The sequence below is a fragment of the Glaciihabitans sp. INWT7 genome (genome assembly GCF_014217685.1).
Lineage (GTDB): Bacteria > Actinomycetota > Actinomycetes > Actinomycetales > Microbacteriaceae > Lacisediminihabitans.
Map to the genome: position 1 here is coordinate 2,674,347 of NZ_CP043653.1, position 19,684 is coordinate 2,694,030.

14 protein-coding genes and 3 rRNA genes are annotated in these 19,684 nt (G+C 62.8%); 2 read left to right on the forward strand and 15 right to left on the reverse strand.

All coding sequences use genetic code 11. The features are described 5' to 3' along the window. Positions 1 to 2: 2 nt before the first annotated feature. The 6 genes from F1C58_RS12885 to F1C58_RS12910 all read right to left on the reverse strand — a co-directional run bounded on the left by F1C58_RS12885 (position 3) and on the right by F1C58_RS12910 (position 9,542). Positions 3 to 998, reverse strand: coding sequence for a hypothetical protein (locus F1C58_RS12885; RefSeq protein ID WP_255461107.1), 996 nt, complete (start codon positions 996 to 998; stop codon positions 3 to 5). 131 nt (positions 999 to 1,129) lie between these two features. Beyond that, positions 1,130 to 1,246, reverse strand: a 5S ribosomal RNA gene (gene rrf / locus F1C58_RS12890). Positions 1,247 to 1,421: 175 nt separating this feature from the next. After that, positions 1,422 to 4,542: ribosomal RNA gene (locus F1C58_RS12895) — 23S ribosomal RNA — on the reverse strand. Positions 4,543 to 5,105: 563 nt separating this feature from the next. Next, positions 5,106 to 6,624: ribosomal RNA gene (locus F1C58_RS12900) — 16S ribosomal RNA — on the reverse strand. The 16S, 23S and 5S rRNA genes sit together here, the layout of an rRNA operon. Before the next feature lie 701 nt (positions 6,625 to 7,325). Then, positions 7,326 to 8,627, reverse strand: a complete 1,302-nt coding sequence (tyrS, locus tag F1C58_RS12905) for a tyrosine--tRNA ligase (protein WP_185201480.1) — start codon at positions 8,625 to 8,627, stop codon at positions 7,326 to 7,328. Between the two features lie 27 nt (positions 8,628 to 8,654). Further along, complete coding sequence (locus F1C58_RS12910; protein ID WP_185201481.1) at positions 8,655 to 9,542, reverse strand: DUF817 domain-containing protein; 888 nt, start codon at positions 9,540 to 9,542, stop codon at positions 8,655 to 8,657. A gap of 124 nt (positions 9,543 to 9,666) precedes the next feature. Between F1C58_RS12910 and F1C58_RS12915 the strand changes: the two genes are divergently transcribed. Together F1C58_RS12915 and F1C58_RS12920 are read left to right on the forward strand one after the other, a co-directional pair. Further along, positions 9,667 to 10,281 carry a DNA-binding protein gene (locus F1C58_RS12915; RefSeq protein ID WP_185201482.1) on the forward strand — a complete coding sequence of 205 codons (615 nt, stop codon included), beginning with the start codon at positions 9,667 to 9,669 and terminating at the stop codon, positions 10,279 to 10,281. Continuing rightward, positions 10,278 to 10,847 (forward strand): hypothetical protein, encoded by a 570-nt coding sequence (locus F1C58_RS12920; RefSeq protein ID WP_255461108.1) that lies wholly within the window; start codon positions 10,278 to 10,280, stop codon positions 10,845 to 10,847. Before F1C58_RS12915 ends, F1C58_RS12920 begins: the two co-directional genes overlap by 4 nt. A gap of 52 nt (positions 10,848 to 10,899) precedes the next feature. On the opposite strand, the gene F1C58_RS12925 is transcribed toward F1C58_RS12920, so the two are convergent. Genes F1C58_RS12925 through argC form a run of 9 tightly spaced genes read right to left on the reverse strand, consistent with a single transcriptional unit; the run spans position 10,900 to position 19,495 of the window. Continuing rightward, a complete protein-coding gene (locus F1C58_RS12925) occupies positions 10,900 to 11,457 on the reverse strand; it encodes a DNA-3-methyladenine glycosylase (RefSeq protein WP_185201483.1) in 558 nt (185 codons plus the stop codon). Between the two features lie 10 nt (positions 11,458 to 11,467). After that, entirely contained in the window at positions 11,468 to 11,614 is a 147-nt protein-coding gene (locus F1C58_RS12930; protein ID WP_185201484.1) for a hypothetical protein, read from the reverse strand. After that, positions 11,611 to 13,047, reverse strand: a complete 1,437-nt coding sequence (gene argH, locus F1C58_RS12935; protein WP_185201485.1) for an argininosuccinate lyase — start codon at positions 13,045 to 13,047, stop codon at positions 11,611 to 11,613. The genes F1C58_RS12930 and argH overlap by 4 nt, the downstream gene beginning before the upstream one ends. Beyond that, positions 13,044 to 14,249: an argininosuccinate synthase gene (locus tag F1C58_RS12940; protein ID WP_185201486.1), complete on the reverse strand. Its 1,206-nt coding sequence runs from the start codon at positions 14,247 to 14,249 to the stop codon at positions 13,044 to 13,046. Before F1C58_RS12940 ends, argH begins: the two co-directional genes overlap by 4 nt. Before the next feature lie 42 nt (positions 14,250 to 14,291). Continuing rightward, positions 14,292 to 15,212, reverse strand: a complete 921-nt coding sequence (gene argF, locus F1C58_RS12945) for an ornithine carbamoyltransferase (protein ID WP_185201487.1) — start codon at positions 15,210 to 15,212, stop codon at positions 14,292 to 14,294. Further along, the gene (locus F1C58_RS12950; RefSeq protein WP_185201488.1) at positions 15,209 to 16,408 is read right to left on the reverse strand and encodes an acetylornithine transaminase; all 1,200 of its coding nucleotides are present in this window, start codon (positions 16,406 to 16,408) and stop codon (positions 15,209 to 15,211) included. Before F1C58_RS12950 ends, argF begins: the two co-directional genes overlap by 4 nt. After that, on the reverse strand, positions 16,408 to 17,304 hold the full coding sequence (argB, locus tag F1C58_RS12955; protein WP_185201489.1) for an acetylglutamate kinase: 897 nt from the start codon (positions 17,302 to 17,304) through the stop codon (positions 16,408 to 16,410). Before argB ends, F1C58_RS12950 begins: the two co-directional genes overlap by 1 nt. Continuing rightward, positions 17,304 to 18,455, reverse strand: a complete 1,152-nt coding sequence (argJ, locus tag F1C58_RS12960; RefSeq protein WP_185201490.1) for a bifunctional glutamate N-acetyltransferase/amino-acid acetyltransferase ArgJ — start codon at positions 18,453 to 18,455, stop codon at positions 17,304 to 17,306. The genes argB and argJ overlap by 1 nt, the downstream gene beginning before the upstream one ends. Beyond that, positions 18,452 to 19,495 (reverse strand): N-acetyl-gamma-glutamyl-phosphate reductase, encoded by a 1,044-nt coding sequence (gene argC, locus F1C58_RS12965; protein ID WP_185201491.1) that lies wholly within the window; start codon positions 19,493 to 19,495, stop codon positions 18,452 to 18,454. The genes argJ and argC overlap by 4 nt, the downstream gene beginning before the upstream one ends. Positions 19,496 to 19,684 lie beyond the last annotated feature (189 nt).

The window sequence follows — 19,684 nt, forward strand, 5'->3', positions numbered from 1 at the left end:
CGTCAGTCACCCGCGGGCTCTTGCTGGTCTTCTTCGAGAACAACACCGTCCTGGTCCTCCTCCACAATCTCGATCACGTCGTCCTCCGGCTCGCGGTCGCCGGCTTCGATGGCATCGGACGCACGATCGGACCGCTGCCACCACTCCTCTGCCTCGGCCTCGCGGCCCAGATCCTCGAGCACGGCCGCGTAGGCATCGAAGAGGGCGGGACTCCACGAGAAGGCAGTGTTCGGATCGAGCTGCGGGATCTGCAGTTCGTCGAGCGCCGCATCCGTCTGCCCCAGGTCGAGGCGTGCCCCGGACATCGCGATGGCGAGCAGCACCTGCACCTCGACGGCGAGGGAGCTCCTCGGCACGGAACGACCGAGCTCGAGCGCACGATCCGGTCGCCCAAGGCCGCGCTCGCTGTCGACCATGAGCGGCAGCTGGTCGTCACGACCGGAGATCCGGCGATAGGTTCGCAGTTCACGCAGGGCGAGCGCGAAGTCGCCGATCGAATACGCCGTGATGGCCAGGGTCTCTCGCACAACCGCGATCCGGCCGGCCCGGCGGGCGGCGGAGACCGCGTGCGCATGAGCCAGAACCGGATCGGTGTCGATCAACCGTGCCACCATCGCCAGATGCTGGGCGACACCGTCGGCATTCTCTTTGCTCAGGGTCTTCAGTTGCGCCCTGGCAACGCGATCGAGATCCTTGGCCTGCACTTCGTCCGGGATGACGGGATCGTCGTGGCGCGAGCGCACAGACTTCGTGCCGAAGGGATCGCGGTCCTCGATCTCCTGGGCGGAACGCCCCTGGTATCCGGTGCCGGGTCGACGCTCCCGCGGATTCTTCGACAGGTCTGCGTCGGGACGGCCGCGCTGCGGTCGATCCCCCTGGCCGGCGGGACGAGGCGGCCTGCCCGACGCCGGAGCGCCACGCTGGGGTCGGCCGTCGGCCGCTCGTGAGGCGGCGGGACGGTCGCCCGGCCGCTGGGAGCGATCTTGGAATTCGGACACGAATTACCCCTGGATCTGTCGTCACTGGTGAAGTTATGGAATAGCGGCGCGCGTTCGCAACGCGCGCGTTAAAGCAAAATGGCCACCCAACCGCGTCTGTTAAACGTGGTGGGTGGCCATCTTACAAAGAAGTCCGGCGGTGTCCTACTCTCCCACAAGGTCCCCCTTGCAGTACCATCGGCGCAGAGAGTCTTAGCTTCCGGGTTCGGAATGTGACCGGGCGTTTCCCTCTCGCTATGGCCGCCGAAACACTATGGATATAGGTTTCGAATTAGCCAACAGCTCAGCAGATCAGACCTCTCGAAAGAGACCATCACAACTGGTGTTGTGCTGATTCCCGACCGTACATCGGGAACCACTCAGTGGACGCAGAGCATCTCATTCCCACCGGTACCCTTACGGGCCCAGGATGGGAAGAAAAGTGTTATCAAGTTATCGGCTTATTAGTACGGGTCAGCTCCATGGGTCTTTAGTCCCCACTTCCACATCCCGCCTATCAACGCAGTGGTCTAGCTGCGAGCCTCTCGACCTAAGTCATGGAAATCTCATCTTGAAGCTGGCTTCCCGCTTAGATGCTTTCAGCGGTTATCCATTCCGAACGTAGCTAATCAGCGGTGCTCCTGGCGGAACAACTGACACACCAGAGGTTCGTCCATCCCGGTCCTCTCGTACTAGGGATAGATCTTCTCAAATTTCCTGCGCGCGCAGAGGATAGGGACCGAACTGTCTCACGACGTTCTAAACCCAGCTCGCGTACCGCTTTAATGGGCGAACAGCCCAACCCTTGGGACCTACTCCAGCCCCAGGATGCGACGAGCCGACATCGAGGTGCCAAACCATGCCGTCGATATGGACTCTTGGGCAAGATCAGCCTGTTATCCCCGAGGTACCTTTTATCCGTTGAGCGACAGCGCTTCCACAAGCCACTGCCGGATCACTAGTCCCGACTTTCGTCCCTGCTCGACTTGTCAGTCTTACAGTCAAGCTCCCTTGTGCACTTACACTCGACATCTGATTGCCAACCAGATTGAGGGAACCTTTGGGCGCCTCCGTTACTTTTTAGGAGGCAACCGCCCCAGTTAAACTACCCACCAGGCACTGTCCCAGAACCGGATTACGGTTCGTAGTTAGATATCCAAAGTGACCAGAGTGGTATTTCAACAATGACTCCACCTGAACTAGCGTCCAAGCTTCAAAGTCTCCCACCTATCCTACACAAGCCACTCCGAACACCAATACCAAGCTGTAGTAAAGGTCACGGGGTCTTTCCGTCCTTCTGCGCGTAACGAGCATCTTTACTCGTAGTGCAATTTCGCCGAGTTCGCGGTTGAGACAGCTGGGAAGTCGTTACGCCATTCGTGCAGGTCGGAACTTACCCGACAAGGAATTTCGCTACCTTAGGATGGTTATAGTTACCACCGCCGTTTACTGGGGCTTAAATTCTCAGCTTCGCCTTGCGGCTAACCGTTCCTCTTAACCTTCCAGCACCGGGCAGGCGTCAGTCCGTATACATCGTCTTGCGACTTGGCACGGACCTGTGTTTTTAGTAAACAGTCGCTTCCCACTGGTCTCTGCGGCCGTATGGTGCTCCAGGAGCAAGTCCTTTCACACCGCGGGCCCCCCTTCTCCCGAAGTTACGGGGGCATTTTGCCGAGTTCCTTAACCACGATTCTCTCGATCTCCTTGGTATTCTCTACCTGAACACCTGAGTCGGTTTGGGGTACGGGTGACTTGAACCTCGCGTCGATGCTTTTCTTGGCAGCATAGGATCACTGATTTCGTCCGTGAGGACTACCCATCGGGTCTCAGGCTATGTGAACGACGGATTTGCCTATCGTTCGCCCTACATCCTTAGACCGGGACAACCATCGCCCGGCTCAGCTACCTTCCTGCGTCACACCTGTTAATACGCTAAACGCACCAGCATAGGGTCGCACGCTAGGCCCCACGCTTCACCCCGAAGGGATCCATCTAGGGGATTCAGATGCTTAGCATTACTGGATTATCTTGGGCGGTTCTTCATCAGTACGGGAATATCAACCCGTTGTCCATCGACTACGCCTGTCGGCCTCGCCTTAGGTCCCGACTTACCCAGGGCGGATTAGCCTGGCCCTGGAACCCTTGTTCTTTCGGAGGACGGGTTTCTCACCCGTCTTTCGCTACTCATGCCTGCATTCTCACTCGTGTGGCGTCCACGGCTGGTTTACACCGCCGCTTCACTCGCCACACGACGCTCTCCTACCACTCCGTACGCCTGGACCCACAAGTGGGCCGGGCTACTATACGAAATCTACAACTTCGGTGGTGTGCTTGAGCCCCGTTACATTGTCGGCGCGGAATCACTTGACCAGTGAGCTATTACGCACTCTTTCAAGGGTGGCTGCTTCTAAGCCAACCTCCTGGTTGTCTATGCAACTCCACATCCTTTCCCACTTAGCACACGCTTTGGGACCTTAGTTGGTAGTCTGGGTTGTTTCCCTCTCGACGATGAAGCTTATCCCCCACCGTCTCACTGCTGCGCTCTCACTTACCGGCATTCGGAGTTTGGCTAACGTCAGTAACCTTTTGGGGCCCATCAGCTATCCAGTAGCTCTACCTCCGGCAAGAAACACGCAACGCTGCACCTAAATGCATTTCGGAGAGAACCAGCTATCACGAAGTTTGATTGGCCTTTCACCCCTATCCACAGCTCATCCCCTCCATTTTCAACTGAAGTGGGTTCGGTCCTCCACGACGTCTTACCGTCGCTTCAACCTGGCCATGGATAGATCACTTCGCTTCGGGTCTAGACCCAGCGACTATTTCGCCCTATTCAGACTCGCTTTCGCTACGGCTACCCCACTCGGGTTAACCTCGCCACTGAGCACTAACTCGCAGGCTCATTCTTCAAAAGGCACGCTGTCACCCCTACTAAGGAGGCTCCAACGGTTTGTATGCAAACGGTTTCAGGTACTATTTCACTCCCCTCCCGGGGTACTTTTCACCTTTCCCTCACGGTACTTGTCCGCTATCGGTCTTCTGGGAGTATTTAGGCTTATCAGGTGGTCCTGACAGATTCACACGGGATTTCTCGGGCCCCGTGATACTTGGGATACTTCTTCAGCCATTGCGACATTTCGACTACGGGGTTGGCACCCTCTGTGACTGGCCTTTCAATGCCATTCGTCTATATCGCGTTGTAACTGTTGCAGTACGGCAGTAACTGCTAAAAAGTCCCGCAACCCCGACCATGCAACGCCTGCCGGCTATCACACATGATCGGTTTGGCCTCTTCCGGTTTCGCTCGCCACTACTTACGGAATCGCTTTTGCTTTCTCTTCCTGTGGGTACTGAGATGTTTCACTTCCCCACGTTCCCTCTATCCGCCCTATATATTCAGGCGGAAGTCATCAGGTTGTATTGCTACGCCTGGCGGGGTTTCCCCATTCGGAGATCCTCGGATCAAAGCTCTATTATCAGCTCCCCGAGGCTTATCGCAGATTTATACGTCCTTCTTCGGCTCCAGAAGCCAAGGCATTCACCGTTTGCACTTAGAAACTTGATGACAAAATTACACAAAGAACCAGCAATCGCGTTGAATAAACAACGCTGCTTGCTAGATCTTTATTGAAGAGATCAACCCATCAAGGCGGATACCAACCGAAGCCGGTGACCATTTTGACGGGCAGTCTCTAAGATGCTCGCGTCCACTGTGTAGTTCTCAAAGTACGGGCGGTACTTCGTCTTACCTGTGCTTGCCGTGTCATCAGTAATGATGGGCCGGTAGTTCGCCAGGGATCGAAGTCCGAGGTCCGTGGTGACTCCCCCGAAGGGCAGTCTCCAGCGGGTCCAGAGGTCGGTATCCGACCCACCCGTGAAGGAAAGGCCGGCCCGGTCCCTCAGGACCCAACAGCGTGCAGAAGACCAGGTTGATGATCCGAAGTTTTCCTAACCCCTGTAAACAGAGGTTGTACTGGCTTGACGAATCTTCGTCCTGGTCACAATGTCAATGTTCCACCCATGAGCGTCACCGGAGAACGTATGCCTCCGAAATGACTTGGCAGTTAGTTCCAACGAGCGGATGCCTGTAAACAGGGCGTCTTCAGTTGGACTGCACGTGCTCCTTAGAAAGGAGGTGATCCAGCCGCACCTTCCGGTACGGCTACCTTGTTACGACTTAGTCCTAATTACCGATCCCACCTTCGACAGCTCCTTCCTTGCGGTTAGGCCACTGGCTTCGGGTGTTACCGACTTTCATGACTTGACGGGCGGTGTGTACAAGGCCCGGGAACGTATTCACCGCAGCGTTGCTGATCTGCGATTACTAGCGACTCCGACTTCATGGGGTCGAGTTGCAGACCCCAATCCGAACTGAGACCGGCTTTTTGGGATTCGCTCCACCTTGCGGTATTGCAGCCCTTTGTACCGGCCATTGTAGCATGCGTGAAGCCCAAGACATAAGGGGCATGATGATTTGACGTCATCCCCACCTTCCTCCGAGTTGACCCCGGCAGTCTCCTATGAGTTCCCACCATTACGTGCTGGCAACATAGAACGAGGGTTGCGCTCGTTGCGGGACTTAACCCAACATCTCACGACACGAGCTGACGACAACCATGCACCACCTGTATACCGACCTTGCGGGGCGACTGTTTCCAGCCGTTTCCGGTATATGTCAAGCCTTGGTAAGGTTCTTCGCGTTGCATCGAATTAATCCGCATGCTCCGCCGCTTGTGCGGGCCCCCGTCAATTCCTTTGAGTTTTAGCCTTGCGGCCGTACTCCCCAGGCGGGGAACTTAATGCGTTAGCTGCGACACAGAATCCGTGGAATGGACCCTACATCTAGTTCCCAACGTTTACGGCATGGACTACCAGGGTATCTAATCCTGTTCGCTCCCCATGCTTTCGCTCCTCAGCGTCAGTTACGGCCCAGAGATCTGCCTTCGCCATTGGTGTTCCTCCTGATATCTGCGCATTCCACCGCTACACCAGGAATTCCAATCTCCCCTACCGCACTCTAGTCTGCCCGTACCCACTGCAGGCTGGGGGTTGAGCCCCCAGTTTTCACAGCAGACGCGACAAACCGCCTACGAGCTCTTTACGCCCAATAATTCCGGATAACGCTTGCACCCTACGTATTACCGCGGCTGCTGGCACGTAGTTAGCCGGTGCTTTTTCTGCAGGTACCGTCACTTTCGCTTCTTCCCTACTAAAAGAGGTTTACAACCCGAAGGCCGTCGTCCCTCACGCGGCGTTGCTGCATCAGGCTTGCGCCCATTGTGCAATATTCCCCACTGCTGCCTCCCGTAGGAGTCTGGGCCGTGTCTCAGTCCCAGTGTGGCCGGTCACCCTCTCAGGCCGGCTACCCGTCGTCGCCTTGGTGGGCCATTACCTCACCAACTAGCTGATAGGCCGCGAGTCCATCCTTGACCGAAATTCTTTCCAACTCCTAGCCATGCGGCTGAAGTTCGTATCCGGTATTAGACACCGTTTCCAGTGCTTATCCCAGAGTCAAGGGCAGGTTACTCACGTGTTACTCACCCGTTCGCCACTAATCCAGGGAGCAAGCTCCCTTTCATCGTTCGACTTGCATGTGTTAAGCACGCCGCCAGCGTTCATCCTGAGCCAGGATCAAACTCTCCGTAAATGTTTGATTGCACGAACGACCGAAGTCGAACGGCACATCTAGTGCAACCAGCCACCGGAATGGGCGGACAGGTTGCAAGTTTGAAACTGACAGAACAAATCAATACTGACTTGCTTTGTTGTTTTATATCTTTTCCAAAGGAATCCGATGCGGTTCGACGGCTAGAAACCGCTTACACCGCATACGGGTTTTTGGCATTTGACATTGTGCACGCTGTTGAGTTCTCAAGGATCGGATGCTCCTGGTTTTCACCTCGCGGCTTCTACCCAGGGCCATACCATTCGCAGCAAGTGCGCCGTGAAGACGCTGTTTGACTGCAGTAAAACTTGTGTTTGTCACCCTCGCTCTCGCGCCGGGCAACTTGTCTAACTTACCACCTTCGCGGTACTTGTCAAATCGACCTTCGCGGCTTGAAAAGCGCGCGATGAACCGGTTCGATATACTCACGAGGTGGGTTCTTCATCATAAGATCTGAAAACGATCTCCTACAAGAGGTTGACCGCTATTTGACTTAGATTGTGTCCCTCTTGAAGCCGGTAAGCTCTTCCGCTTTCCGAACCTTTGAGGTGACAAGAAAGAAGATTACGTGTCTATCGGGGGTCGGTCAAATCACGACCGCAACCCGGGCGTGTCGCCCTGAAGTACGGGGTTTTCTCGACGCTGCGACGGGAAGCCTGCCCTGTGGTTGGTGAACACGGCGCCTATTCGATGAAGATGCCGGCGAGAGTCTTCTTGCCTCGCCGAAGCACCGCCATGCCACCGGGGAGTGCATCCGTCTCGAGAGTGAGCGAGGCATCCCCCACCTTCATGTTGTTGAGGTATACCCCTCCCTGCTCGACCGCTCGGCGCGATTCCCCGAGACTGGCGGCGAGGCCCGTGTCTACGAGCAACTGCGCCACGGGAGTGTTCGCTGTGGTGGTGGTGTGGGGCAACTCTCGAAGTGCCGCTTCGAGAGTGACGGGATCGAGTTCATGCAACTCACCCTGGCCGAAGAGGGCCGCGGATGCCGCAATGGCAGCCTCCGTCGCATCCGTGCCATGCACCAGGATCGTCACTTCGCGGGCGAGTGCTCGCTGGGCCTCCCGGCGGAACGGTTCCGTTGCGACCAGGCCGGCGAGTCGCTCGATTTCGGCCCGGGTGTTGAAGGTGAAGATCTTCAGCCGTTCGATCACATCGGCATCGTCGGTGTTGAGCCAGAACTGGTAGAACGCGTAGGGACTGGTGAGCGCGGGATCGAGCCACACCGCATTCCCCTCGCTCTTGCCGAACTTCGTGCCATCGGAATTGGTGATGAGGGGCGTGCCGATCGCGTGGGCCGAAGCCCCTTCCGCCTTTCGGATCAGGTCGGTGCCGCTGGTGAGGTTGCCCCACTGGTCACTCCCCCCGGTCTGGAGCACACAGTCGTAACTGCGGAAGAGCTCGAGGAAGTCCATCCCCTGCAGGATCTGGTAGCTGAACTCCGTGTAACTGATGCCGGCGTCGCTGTTGAGGCGCGCGCTGACGGCATCCTTCTTGAGCATGGTGCCGACCCGGAAGTGTTTGCCGACATCCCGAAGGAAATCGATCGCGCTCAGGGGGGCAGTCCAGTCGAGATTGTTGACGAGCCGGGCCGGGTTGTCACCCTCGAAACTCAGGAACTTCGAAACCTGCGCCTGGAGGTAGCCGACGAACTCGGCAACCGTCTCCTTGGAGTTGAGAGTGCGTTCGGCGGTCGGCCGGGGATCGCCGATGAGTCCGGTGGATCCCCCCACGAGCCCGAGGGGCCTGTGCCCGGCGAGCTGGAACCGGCGCATCAACAGCAGCTGCACCAGGTTGCCGAGGTGCAGGCTGGCGGCCGTGGGATCGAATCCGCAGTAGTAGGTGATCGGCGCTCCCGACAACAGCGACCGCAGTTCGGCCTGGTCGGTGGAGACATGGACGAGCCCGCGCCAGACCACCTCGTCCCAGACCGTATCGAATGACTCGTCATTGCGCTGGGAGGACAGGACTTCGGATGCTGGCACGGCCCCAGATTACCAGCGGGGCACCGATCAGGGCCGGGCTTGCGGCTCGCTCGCCTCGAGTGCTCTTGGCGGGTAGACCCACGCCACCAGCACGACGGAGATGATCATCAGCAGCACCCACGACACGAGTTTGGTGATCGAGACCGGTTGCCAGCCGTGCAACTGGTTCGGGTAGGACCACGCATTCGCCCAGGTCGCGATGTTCTCGGCGATCCAGATGAACAGCGCCACGAGCACGAAGGCGAGCACCGTCGGCATCCGCAACCGAAGTCGGAAGACCCGGAAGTGCATGATGCTGCGACCGAAGAGCAGCCCGACGACGACGAGCAGTATCCAGCGGAAGTCCCAGATGTAATGGTGGGTGAAGAAGTTGGCATAGATGAGAGCCGCGAGCACTGCGGTGAGCCAGCGTCGCGGATAGCGGTCGAACCGCAGGTCGAACAGGCGGAACACCCGAACCATGTAGGAGCCGACGGCGGCGTACATGAACCCGCTGTAGAGCGGCACGGAGTAGAGATGCAGCACGCCCGGCCCCTCGTAGATCCAGGATCCGACACTGGTCTTGAAGAGCTCCATCCCCGTGCCGACGAGATGGAACAGGATGATGACACGCAACTCCCGCACGGTCTCGAGCCGGAGGGCGATCATGAGCACCTGGATGACCACGGCTGCGATCGTCACGAAGTCATTGCGAGCGAGGCCCGCGCCTTCGGGATACCAGAGGCGGGTGGCGAAAAGCACCGCGAGCAGCGCCGCTCCGAAGATGCAGGCCCAGGCCTGCTTGAGCCCGAACACGAGGAACTCGACGACGCCGCGCCAGAGCCGGCTATCCGGCGCCCGGGCAAGAAGGTCGCGAGCCCGCGCGTCGATGAAGCGCTCGACCGGCGTGAAGCCCGCATCCCCCTCAGCGCTCATCGGTTCAGGCTAGCCGAGGAACGGAATCGCATCGCGCGATATCACCCTTCTGAGGTTGATTTGATGATATCAACCACTTAGGGTTGATTTGTTCGGATCAACCCCCCGGGCATGAGAGGCGAGGATGTTCGCGATCACCGCGGATCAGGTCGACAGTCGGCACCGACCGGATATCGCCGCTGCGACGATGCTCGCACTCGAATCACTGCTCGGCGCCGGGCTCGTGCTGCCGGTGGATCGCACGGCCGGCGACGAGATCCAGTTGCTTCTCGACACAGCCGACACCGCCCTCACCGCGATTCTCGCGCTCACCCGGGATGGCGAGTGGAGCGTGGGATGCGGGATCGGCGACGTGACTATCCCGCTGCCGAAAAACGCGCGTGAAGCCGGCGGGGCCGCGTTCGTCGCCGCCCGGGAGGCGGTGAATGACGCGAAGAGACGAGATACTCGCTTCGCTCTTCGCAGTCCCGCGACGACTGAGGCCGCGGATGCCGAGGCCTTCGTCGACCTGCTCCTGAACCTGCGAGGGCGGCGGAGCACAGAGGGTTGGGAGATCTGCGACCTGCTCCTCGCCGGCAATAGCCAGGCAGAAGCGGCGAAACAGCTCGGGATCACGCCCCAGGCCGCGAGTAAACGAGCCCGCAGCGCGGCACTCCGCGTCGAGTTCGCGGCGAGGTCCCCCCTCGAACGTAGGCTCGCTGCCGTAGACCTCAGTGCAGGCGAAGGGAGAACGTCGTGATCGTGCAGGTCGTGTTGTGGGTCTTGGCCATCGCCGTCATCGCCGCGGCGCTCGCGGTCTGTCTCGCCGCCATCCGCTTTCGGCTGCCGTCCCTCGCGCTTCTCGCTGCGGTGCCGGTGATCGCGGGGCTCGTCGGGCTCGCCCTCCGCGCCGGGGTTTCTGCGCCGAGCAACGCCGTGGCCGTGGTCGCGGGGATTCTGCTCGCGTTGCTCGGCATCATCGGCGGGAGCCCGGTCACCATCGCCGTGCTCGGCTTCTCCAGCCGGGGTTCGGCACCGGCTGTCGCGGGAGAACACGGCGGAATCGTGGTGAACGACGGGGTCCCGCCGCAGATCCATCGCGCCGAGGTGCTGCGGGGAGGCACGATCATCGGCTACCTCGAACGTCTGGCGCTCATCGCCGCCATCGTGCTCGGCCACCTCGAGATCGTGGCGGTGCTGATCGCCGTGAAGGGGCTCGGCCGGTTCTCCGAGCTCGACAGTCCGGAGATCCGTGAGCGGTTCATCATCGGCACCCTGGTCAGCCTGGTCTGGGCGGGCGCGTGCGCCCTGCTCATCGTGCTCTAGCGGGTCACCCGCGCCGCTTCGGCACATGCGCCTTGTACGGCGAAACGCTGCGCTATCCCGGCAGCCAGAATCGCCAGGGGTAGTCGTCTGACCCTCCCGCGCCGGACACCCCGGTGCGCGGACCGGTCGCGAACGGCAGCGGATGCTGCGGCAGGCTCAACTCGAACGGCGGCGCAGCGAGATCCGCTCCCTCTTCGCCGAGGGTGATGCCTAGCGCCACGACCAGTCGGGCGGGCCCGCGTGCCAGGTCGGCATCCGTCTTCGATGTCGTGCGCCGCGCCCGGGCCAGCTCGACTCCGCAAACCACCTCGCCGCCGCGCATCAGCACGGCGGTCGCCGTGCCGGCGGGCGAGCACGTCACGTTGGCGCACACGTGCATGCCATAGGTGAAGTACGTGTAGAGATGACCCGGTTCTCCATACATCACCGCGTTGCGCTTGCCCGGGCCGCGATACGCGTGCGATCCAGGATCGCGCTCTCCGAGATAGGCCTCCACTTCGGTGAGGCGCACCGCGACGGTGCCCTCGAGCGTGGTGTGGCTCAGGATCGCCCCGAGCAGAAGCGGCGCGACCTCGGTGGACGGGGCTTCGAAGAACTGCCGGTCGAACATCGCCGGGTGCTTAGAAGAGCCTCGCGCCGCTGGTGATGAAGAGGATCGCGGCGATCACGAAGAGCACGGCGGCCACCCCGAAGACGCTCCACATCACGATCTTCTGGGTGCGATTCTGTTCCGGCTTCTGAGGACGGTTGTCTTTGCTGAGAGTCATTGCCAGGCTTCCTTGAGGGTTCGGACGCGGCGGGTGAGCGCTGCGAGCTGCTCCGCGACACGCTCGGGGGCGGTGCCGCCGGAACCGGTGCGACTGCCGATCGATCCGGCGACCGTGAGAACGCTCCGCACACCGGCAGTGAGATGCGGGGAGATCGCCAGGTAGTCGGCATCCGAGGGTTCGTCGAGCTCGAGGCCGTGGCGCTCGCAGAAACTCACCAGCGTGCCGCTGATCTCGTGGGCCTCTCGGAATGGAACGCGCTGGGTGACGAGCCACTCGGCCACATCCGTCGCGAGCGAGAATCCCTGGGGCGCGAGTTGCGCCATGCGATCGGTGTTGAACACGAGTGTCGCGACCATCCCCGTGAAGGCGGGGAGCAGCACCTCGAGCGTCTCGACCGAGTCGAACACCGGCTCCTTGTCTTCCTGGAGATCACGGTTGTAGGCGAGCGGCAGGCCCTTGAGGGTGGCGAGGAGACCGGTGAGGTTGCCGATCAGGCGCCCCGATTTGCCCCGGGCGAGTTCGGCGATATCCGGATTCTTCTTCTGCGGCATGATCGACGACCCGGTCGAGTAGGAGTCGTGAAGGGTGACGAAACCGAATTCGCGGGTGTTCCAGAGGATGATCTCCTCGGCGAACCGGGAGAGATTGATGCCGACGAGGGAGAGGATGAAGGCGAACTCGGCCACGACGTCGCGGCTCGCAGTCGCATCGATCGAGTTCTCCATCGGGCCGGTGAGTCCGAGCTCTGTCGCGACCAACTGCCCGTCGAGTCCGAGGGAACTCCCCGCGAGAGCGCCAGAACCGTAGGGCGAGAACGACGCCCTCACCGACCAGTCCCGCACGCGTTCGAGGTCGCGCACCAGAGGCCAGGCGTGCGCGAGGAGATGATGGGCGAGTAGCACCGGCTGGGCATGCTGCAGGTGTGTGCGACCGGGCATGGCGGCATCCGGATGCGCCTCCGCCTGCGACGCGATCGCGTCGATGAGGTGGGTGAGCAGTTCGGCGATCGCCCGGCCGTGATCGAGCAGGTAGAGCCGCACGAGGGTCGCGATCTGGTCGTTGCGGCTGCGCCCGGCGCGCAGCTTGCCGCCGAGCTCGGGGCCGGCGATGTCGATCAGCCCACGCTCGAGGGCTCCGTGCACGTCTTCGTCCGACTCGCGCTCGAGAAAGCTCCCGTCGGACCAGGCCTCACGCAGGGTCTCGAGGGCCGCATCCATCACGACCAGTTCGTCGGCCGTGAGGTAGCCGGCCGCCGCCAGAGCCTTGGCATGGGCACGGGACCCCAGGATGTCGTAACCGCCGAGCTGCCAGTCGAACTGCGTCGACTTGCTGAGGCGAGCGAGCTCGGGCGACGGGCCGGAAGCGAAGCGGGCGCCCCAGAGGGCACCCTCCGTCGTGGATCCGATATCGCCGCCCGAGCCTGTGGTCACGACTGCTTGCCCGCCAAGTCGCGGCGGGCCGAGATCTTGCTCGGCAGCGACCAGATCTCGATGAAGCCCTTCGAGAGCGACTGGTCGAATGTGTCGCCGGCGTCGTAGGTCGCGAGGTTGAAGTCGTAGAGGCTCTGCTCGCTGCGCTGGCCGGTCACGGTGGCCCGACCGCCCTGCAGCTTCAGGCGGATGTCCCCGCTCACGTACCGCTGGGTGTCGTCGATAAACACATCGAGAGACCGCTTGAGGCTCGAGAACCAGAGCCCGTCGTAGACCAGGTTCGACCACTCAGCCTCGACACCGCGCTTGTAGCGGCCGAGGTCGCGCTCGAGCGTCAGGCTCTCCAGCGCTTCGTGCGCTTCGATGAGAGCCATGGCCGCCGGGGCTTCGTAGACCTCACGGCTCTTGATTCCCACGAGACGGTCCTCGACCACGTCGATGCGGCCGACGCCGTGCTTGCCGGCCAGCTCGTTGAGCTTCTCGATCATCTGCAGCGCGCTGTACGACACGCCATCGAGAGCGACCGGGATGCCGGAGGCGAAGGTGATCGTGACCTCGTCGGCATCCTTTGCCACGGTCGGATCCATCGTGTACTCGTAGAGTTCCTCGATCGGTGCGTTCCACGGGTCCTCGAGGAAGCCGGTCTCGACGGCACGACCCCAGACGTTCTTGTCGATCGAGTACGGGCTCGCCGCGCTCTGGCGGATCGGCAGGTTGTGCTCGTTGGCGTAGATGATGGCCTTGTCACGGGTGAGCGCGAGGTCGCGCACCGGGGCGATGCTCGTGAGCTCCGGAGCGAGTGCCGCGACGGCCGCCTCGAAGCGCACCTGGTCGTTGCCCTTGCCGGTGCAGCCATGAGCGACGCTGTCGGCGCCGAGCTGCTTGGCGACGATCGCGAGATGCTTGGCGATGACCGGTCGGCTGAGCGCGGAGACGAGCGGATACCGCTTCTGGTAGAGCGCGTTGGCCTTGAGCGCCGGCATCAGGAAGTCGTCGGCGAACTCGTCCTTCGCGTCGACGACGATCGCCTCGACGGCACCGCAATCGAGGGCGCGCTGACGGATGTCCTCCATGTCTTCGCCCCCCTGACCGACGTCGACGGCGAGGGCCACGACCTCCTTGCCGGTGGCATCCTTCAGCCAGCCGATACCCACCGAGGTGTCGAGGCCGCCGGAGTAGGCGAGGACAACGCGTTCTGCCATGTGTGGTGCTCCTTGTTTTAGTAGGTCAGTTTATTCGGTGCGCTACTGCTGCAGCAGCCAGGCCATCAGGGCCTTCTGCGCGTGCAGGCGATTCTCCGCCTCATCCCAGACCACGCTCTGCGCACCGTCGATGACCTCGGCGGTGACCTCGTATCCCCGGTCGGCGGGAAGGCAGTGCAGGAAGAGCGCGTCGGGTTTCGCGAGCGCCATGAGCTCGGTGTCCACCCGGTAGGAACCCAGCGTGGTGAGACGCTCGGCCTTCTCCTCCTCTTTGCCCATCGATACCCAGGTGTCGGTCACGACCACGTCGGCGCCGGCGACGGCTTCCACCGGATCCGTGTAGAGAGTGACCGATCCGCCTGTCTTCGCCGCCGCGCGATCGGCGGCCTCGACCACAGAATCGGTGGGGGCGTAGTCCACCGGCGAAGCGACGCGCACGTGCATTCCGGCGGTCGCACCCGCGAGCAGATAAGACTGGGCCATGTTGCTCGCGCCGTCCCCGAGGAAGGTGACGGTGAGGCCGGCAAGGGATCCGCGGTGCTCACGGATGGTGAGCAGGTCGGCAAGCAACTGGCAGGGGTGGAAATCATCCGAGAGCCCGTTGATCACCGGGACTGTGGTGCCGAGAGCCATCTCCTCCAGCCCAGACTGGGCGAAAGTGCGCCAGACGATGGCGGCGACCTGACGTTCGAGCACGCGGGCCGTGTCGGCGGCAGTCTCCTTGCCCCCGAGCTGGCTGTTGGCGGTGGAGATGATGAGCGGAATGCCACCGAGCTCCGCGATACCGACGGCGAACGAGACGCGCGTGCGCGTCGACGACTTGTCGAAGATCACGGCGACGGTCTGCGGCCCCGCGAGGGGGCGAGTGCCGAAGCGATCCTTCTTGAGTTCGACCGCGAGGTCGAGGATCGCGGTCTGTTCGGCCTGGCTGAGGTCGTCGTCGCGCAGGAAGTGTCGGGTCATTTCGCGTCCAATGTGAGGGTCTGCAGGGCGAGGCTGAACTTCTCGCGGAACTCGTCGAGCTCGGCATCTCCGACGATGAGTGGCGGGGCGATTCGGATGCTCGAGTCGTTGGGGGCATTGATGATGAGCCCGTTGGCGAAGGCCGCCGCCGAGAGTGCCCCGGCGACGGGCTGGGAGAGACCGAGGCCGATGAGAGCCCCCTGGCCACGGATCTCGGTGATGAGCGGAGAGCCGAGGGCGTCGATGATGGCGTGCAACTTCGCGCCGATCGCCGAGGCGTTCTCGATCAGTCCGGCCCGCTCGATCTCGCCGAGCACGGCGTTTCCTGCCGCTGTTGCCAGCGGGTTCCCCCCGAAGGTGCTGCCGTGCTGGCCCGGCTGGAACAGCTCGGATGCTGCACCGAAGGTCACGAGCGCACCGATCGGAACCCCTCCGGCAATGCCCTTCGCCAGAGCGAGAGCATCCGGGACGACAGCGGTCTGCTGGAAGGCGAACCAGGTGCCGGTGCGTCCCACGCCGGTCTGGATCTCATCCAGGATCAGCAGCGCGCCGTTCTCGGTGGCGAGTTCCCTGGCGCGCTCGAGGAATCCCTGCGGAAGGTCGAGCACACCCGCCTCTCCCTTGATCGGCTCGATGAAGATCGCTGCGACCGTGTCATCCATCGCCGCTTCGAGCGCCGCGATGGTCGTGTCGATGTGCTCAACTCCGGGCAGCAGCGGTTCGAAGGCCTCACGCAACGCGGTCTTGCCGGTGAGCGAGAGCGAGCCCATCGTGCGCCCGTGGAAGGAGTTGATCAGGGAGAGGATGCGCGTGCGCCGACCGTCTCCCCGGTTGAGGCGGGCGAGCTTGATCGCCGCCTCGATCGCCTCGGCCCCCGAGTTCGCGAAGAACACCCGGCCAGCATCGCCCGCGCCCGTGATGCGACGCAGGCGTTCGGCGAGCTCGAGCTGGGGCGGGGAGGCGAAATAGTTGGAGACGTGCGCGAGCGTCGCTACCTGGCGACTCACGGCATCCACGAGCACCGGATGCGCGTGGCCGAGCGCGTTGACGGCGATGCCCGCGAGGAAGTCGAGGTAACGGTTGCCGTCGACGTCCCACACGTGGGCACCCTCACCGCGTTCGAGCATGGCGAGCGGGGGCGCGAGGGAGCCCATCATCGCGTCGCCGAAGCGTTCGCGCCAGTCGTGCGTGTCCATCACAGGTCCTTTCCGGAAACCACTTCGGTGCCGATCCCCTCGGCGGTGAACGCCTCGAGCAGGATCGAATGCAAAACGCGACCATCGATGATGGCGGCCTTGGGAACTCCGCCGTCGACCGCGTCGAGGCACGCCGTCATCTTGGGGATCATCCCGGATTCGAGGGACGGGAGGAGCTGACGCAACTGGGTCGAGTCGATCGTGGAGATGAGGGAATCGCGATCGGGCCAGTCGCGATAGAGACCGGCGACATCGGTGAGGATCACGAGTTTCTCCGCCTGGAGGGCGATGGCGAGGGAGGCCGCGGCCGAGTCGGCATTCACATTGAGGGACTGCCCGGGGTTGTCGGCATCCGGAGCAATGGAGGAGATCACGGGGATCTGACCGGCGTCGAGGATGGCGTGGACTACCGCCGGATCCACGGCCGTGACGTCGCCGACGAGCCCGAGGTCGACGTGTTCCCCGTCGACCACCGTGCCGCGCCGGGTGCCGGAGAACAGCCCGTCGGTCTCGCCCGACAGAGCCTGCGCGTCGATGCCGTGGGAGTCGATGAGGGTCGCGATCTCCGGGCCGACGCGGGTGGTGAGCACTTCACGCACCACCGAGATGGCCTCGGCGGAGGTCACGCGGAGGCCTCCACGGAATTCGTTCGGGATGCCCCGGGCGGCGAGCTCGGCGGAGATCTGTGGCCCCCCGCCGTGCACGACGACCGGTCGGACGCCCACCTGACGCAGGAAGACCATGTCTTCGGCGAAGGCGTGCTTGAGCTCGTCGTTGACCATGGCGTTGCCGCCGAACTTGACCACGATGGTCTTGCCGTGGAAACGCTGCAGCCACGGCAGGGATTCGATGAGGGCGGATGCCTTCGCGGATGCTTCCCTCGAGTGCGCGCCCATCAGCTGGAGTACGCGCTGTTCTCGTGCACGTAGTCGTGGGTGAGGTCGTTCGTCCAGACCGTGGCGGTGGACGACCCGGCGTGCAGGTCGATCAACAGGTGCATGGCGCGACCGGTGAGGTCGACGCTCTCCCGCGGCTGATCGGGCTCGCCCTTGTGCGCGACCCGAACGCCGTTCATCGACACGTCGATGTCGTAGGGGTCGAAGGCGGCCTGCGTCGTGCCGACGGCCGCGAGCACCCGGCCCCAGTTGGGGTCGTTGCCGAAGACCGCCGCCTTGAAGAGGTTGTTGCGGGCCACGGCCCGGCCCACCTCGACGGCTTCGTCTTCGGAGGCCGAGTTGACCACTTCGATCGTGATGTCATGGGCCGCGCCCTCGGCATCCTGCTGCAGCTGGGTGGCCAGGTCTTCGCAGAGTGCGGTGAGAGCCGAGGTGAACTCCTCGATCGTCGGCGAGATGCCGGATGCGGCGGAGGCGAGCAGTGCGACGGTGTCGTTGGTCGACATCGCGCCGTCCGAGTCGAGGCGGTCGAAGGTCACCCGAGTGGCGTGGCGCAGTGCCGCGTCCAGCTGGCCGGAATCGAGCGCGGCGTCGGTCGTGATCACGACGAGCATGGTCGCGAGCCCCGGAGCGAGCATTCCCGCACCCTTCGCCATGCCACCGATCGACCAGCCCTCGCCCTGGGCGACAGCCTGCTTGGGATGCGTGTCGGTGGTCATGATCGCCGTCGCTGCATCCAGTCCCCCGTCTTCCCGCAGGAAGGCGTGAGCCGCGGTGACACCGAAGCTCACCTTCTGAAGGTCGAGCTGGTCGCCGATGAGGCCGGTGGAGCACACGAGGACATCAGTGGCGGAACTGCCGAGAAGGGATGCCGCGTGCTCCGCCGTCGCGTGAGTCACCTGGAATCCGCGCGCGCCGGTGTAGCAATTCGCGCCGCCCGAGTTGAGCACGACGGCGTTGACGATGCCATCCGCGATCACCTGCTGCGACCAGATCACCGGATTCGCCTTGGCACGATTGCTCGTGAACACCGCAGCCGCCGCCTGGCTCGGCCCCTGGTTGACGACGAGTGCGACATCCTTGCCGCCCTTGCCCTTGAGGCCCGACTCGACTCCGGCTGCGACAAAACCTCTGGGGTGGGTGACGCTCATGGTGCAACTCCGTCGATCGGAAGGCCGCTGGTCTCGTCGAGTCCCAGGGCGATATTGGCTGATTGGATGGCGGCGCCCGCAGTGCCTTTGACGAGGTTGTCGAGGGCCGTGACGGTGACGACGCGACCGGCAGCCTCGTCGACCGCGAGGCCGATGAGGGCGGTGTTGGAGCCGAGCACGTCACCGGTGCGGGGCATCCGGCCCTCTGGCAGCAGGTGCACGAAAGGTTCGTCGGCGTAGGCGGACTCCCACGCGGCGCGGATGTCGCCCGCCGACACTCCCGGCACGAGGCGAGCCGTCGAGGTGGCGAGGATGCCGCGTGCCATCGGCACGATCACCGGAGTGAAGGAGATCGTCGGGGACGTGGCCCCCGCCGCACGCAGGGACTGCTGGATCTCGGGGATGTGGCGATGGGTGCCGCCGACGGCATAGGGATTGGCCGACCCGAGGATCTCGCTCGCTAGATTCTCGAGCTTGAGGCTCTTGCCCGCGCCGGATGGTCCGACCGCGAGCACCGCGACGAGGTCGCGCTCCTCGATCACCCCGGCCGAGATACCCGGCGCGAGCGCGAGTGAGACGGTGCTCGCATTGCAGCCGGGAGCGGCGATGCGGGTGGCGCCGACGAGGGCCGCGCGCTGCTTGCCGGCTCCCACGGGGAGTTCCGGCACGCCGTACGCCCAGGCGCCGAAGTACTCGCCGCCGTAGAACGCCGCCCAGTCCGCGGCATCCGAGAGGCGGTGATCGGCGCCGCAATCGATGACGAGGCTGTCATCACCGAGGTGGGCGGTGAGCTCCCCCGACTTGCCGTGCGGCAGCGCGAGAAACACCAGGTCGTGGCCGCGCAGCACCTCTGGCGTGCTCGGCTGAAGCGTGAGCTGGCCGAAGGAGCGCAGATGCGGCTGCACCTCGGACAGCGATTGGCCCGCGTTCTGGAAGGCGGTGACCGTGACCACCTGGAACTCGGGATGCTGGGACAGCAGCCGAAGCAGCTCCCCGCCCGCATAGCCGCTGGCACCGGCCACGGCAACGGAATAGGACATGGTTACACCTTATTGAGAGTGGATCGACGAGGCCTGGTGCGGCGGCGCTGGTGTCGGATCATGATGCCGGATTCGGCAGTCGATCAGACGGAGAGCGTCGCCTGCAGTCGCTGTCCGCGACGGTCCGAGCGCAGGCGGAGACCGCGGCGCACGGACGTGCGGCGTTCGGTCGAACCGGCGATGCGAAGG

What these genes read in the sequence shown, in the direction of transcription:
- argC (WP_185201491.1), bottom strand. Translation starts at nt 19,495, where the DNA reads ATGTCCTATTCCGTTGCCGTGGCCGGTGCCAGCGGCTATGCGGGCGGG.
- F1C58_RS12915 (WP_185201482.1), top strand. Translation starts at nt 9,667, where the DNA reads ATGTTCGCGATCACCGCGGATCAGGTCGACAGTCGGCACCGACCGGAT.
- F1C58_RS12925 (WP_185201483.1), bottom strand. Translation starts at nt 11,457, where the DNA reads ATGTTCGACCGGCAGTTCTTCGAAGCCCCGTCCACCGAGGTCGCGCCG.
- F1C58_RS12950 (WP_185201488.1), bottom strand. Translation starts at nt 16,408, where the DNA reads ATGGACACGCACGACTGGCGCGAACGCTTCGGCGACGCGATGATGGGC.
- F1C58_RS12940 (WP_185201486.1), bottom strand. Translation starts at nt 14,249, where the DNA reads ATGGCAGAACGCGTTGTCCTCGCCTACTCCGGCGGCCTCGACACCTCG.
- F1C58_RS12910 (WP_185201481.1), bottom strand. Translation starts at nt 9,542, where the DNA reads ATGAGCGCTGAGGGGGATGCGGGCTTCACGCCGGTCGAGCGCTTCATC.
- F1C58_RS12930 (WP_185201484.1), bottom strand. Translation starts at nt 11,614, where the DNA reads ATGACTCTCAGCAAAGACAACCGTCCTCAGAAGCCGGAACAGAATCGC.
- argF (WP_185201487.1), bottom strand. Translation starts at nt 15,212, where the DNA reads ATGACCCGACACTTCCTGCGCGACGACGACCTCAGCCAGGCCGAACAG.
- argB (WP_185201489.1), bottom strand. Translation starts at nt 17,304, where the DNA reads ATGGGCGCGCACTCGAGGGAAGCATCCGCGAAGGCATCCGCCCTCATC.
- argJ (WP_185201490.1), bottom strand. Translation starts at nt 18,455, where the DNA reads ATGAGCGTCACCCACCCCAGAGGTTTTGTCGCAGCCGGAGTCGAGTCG.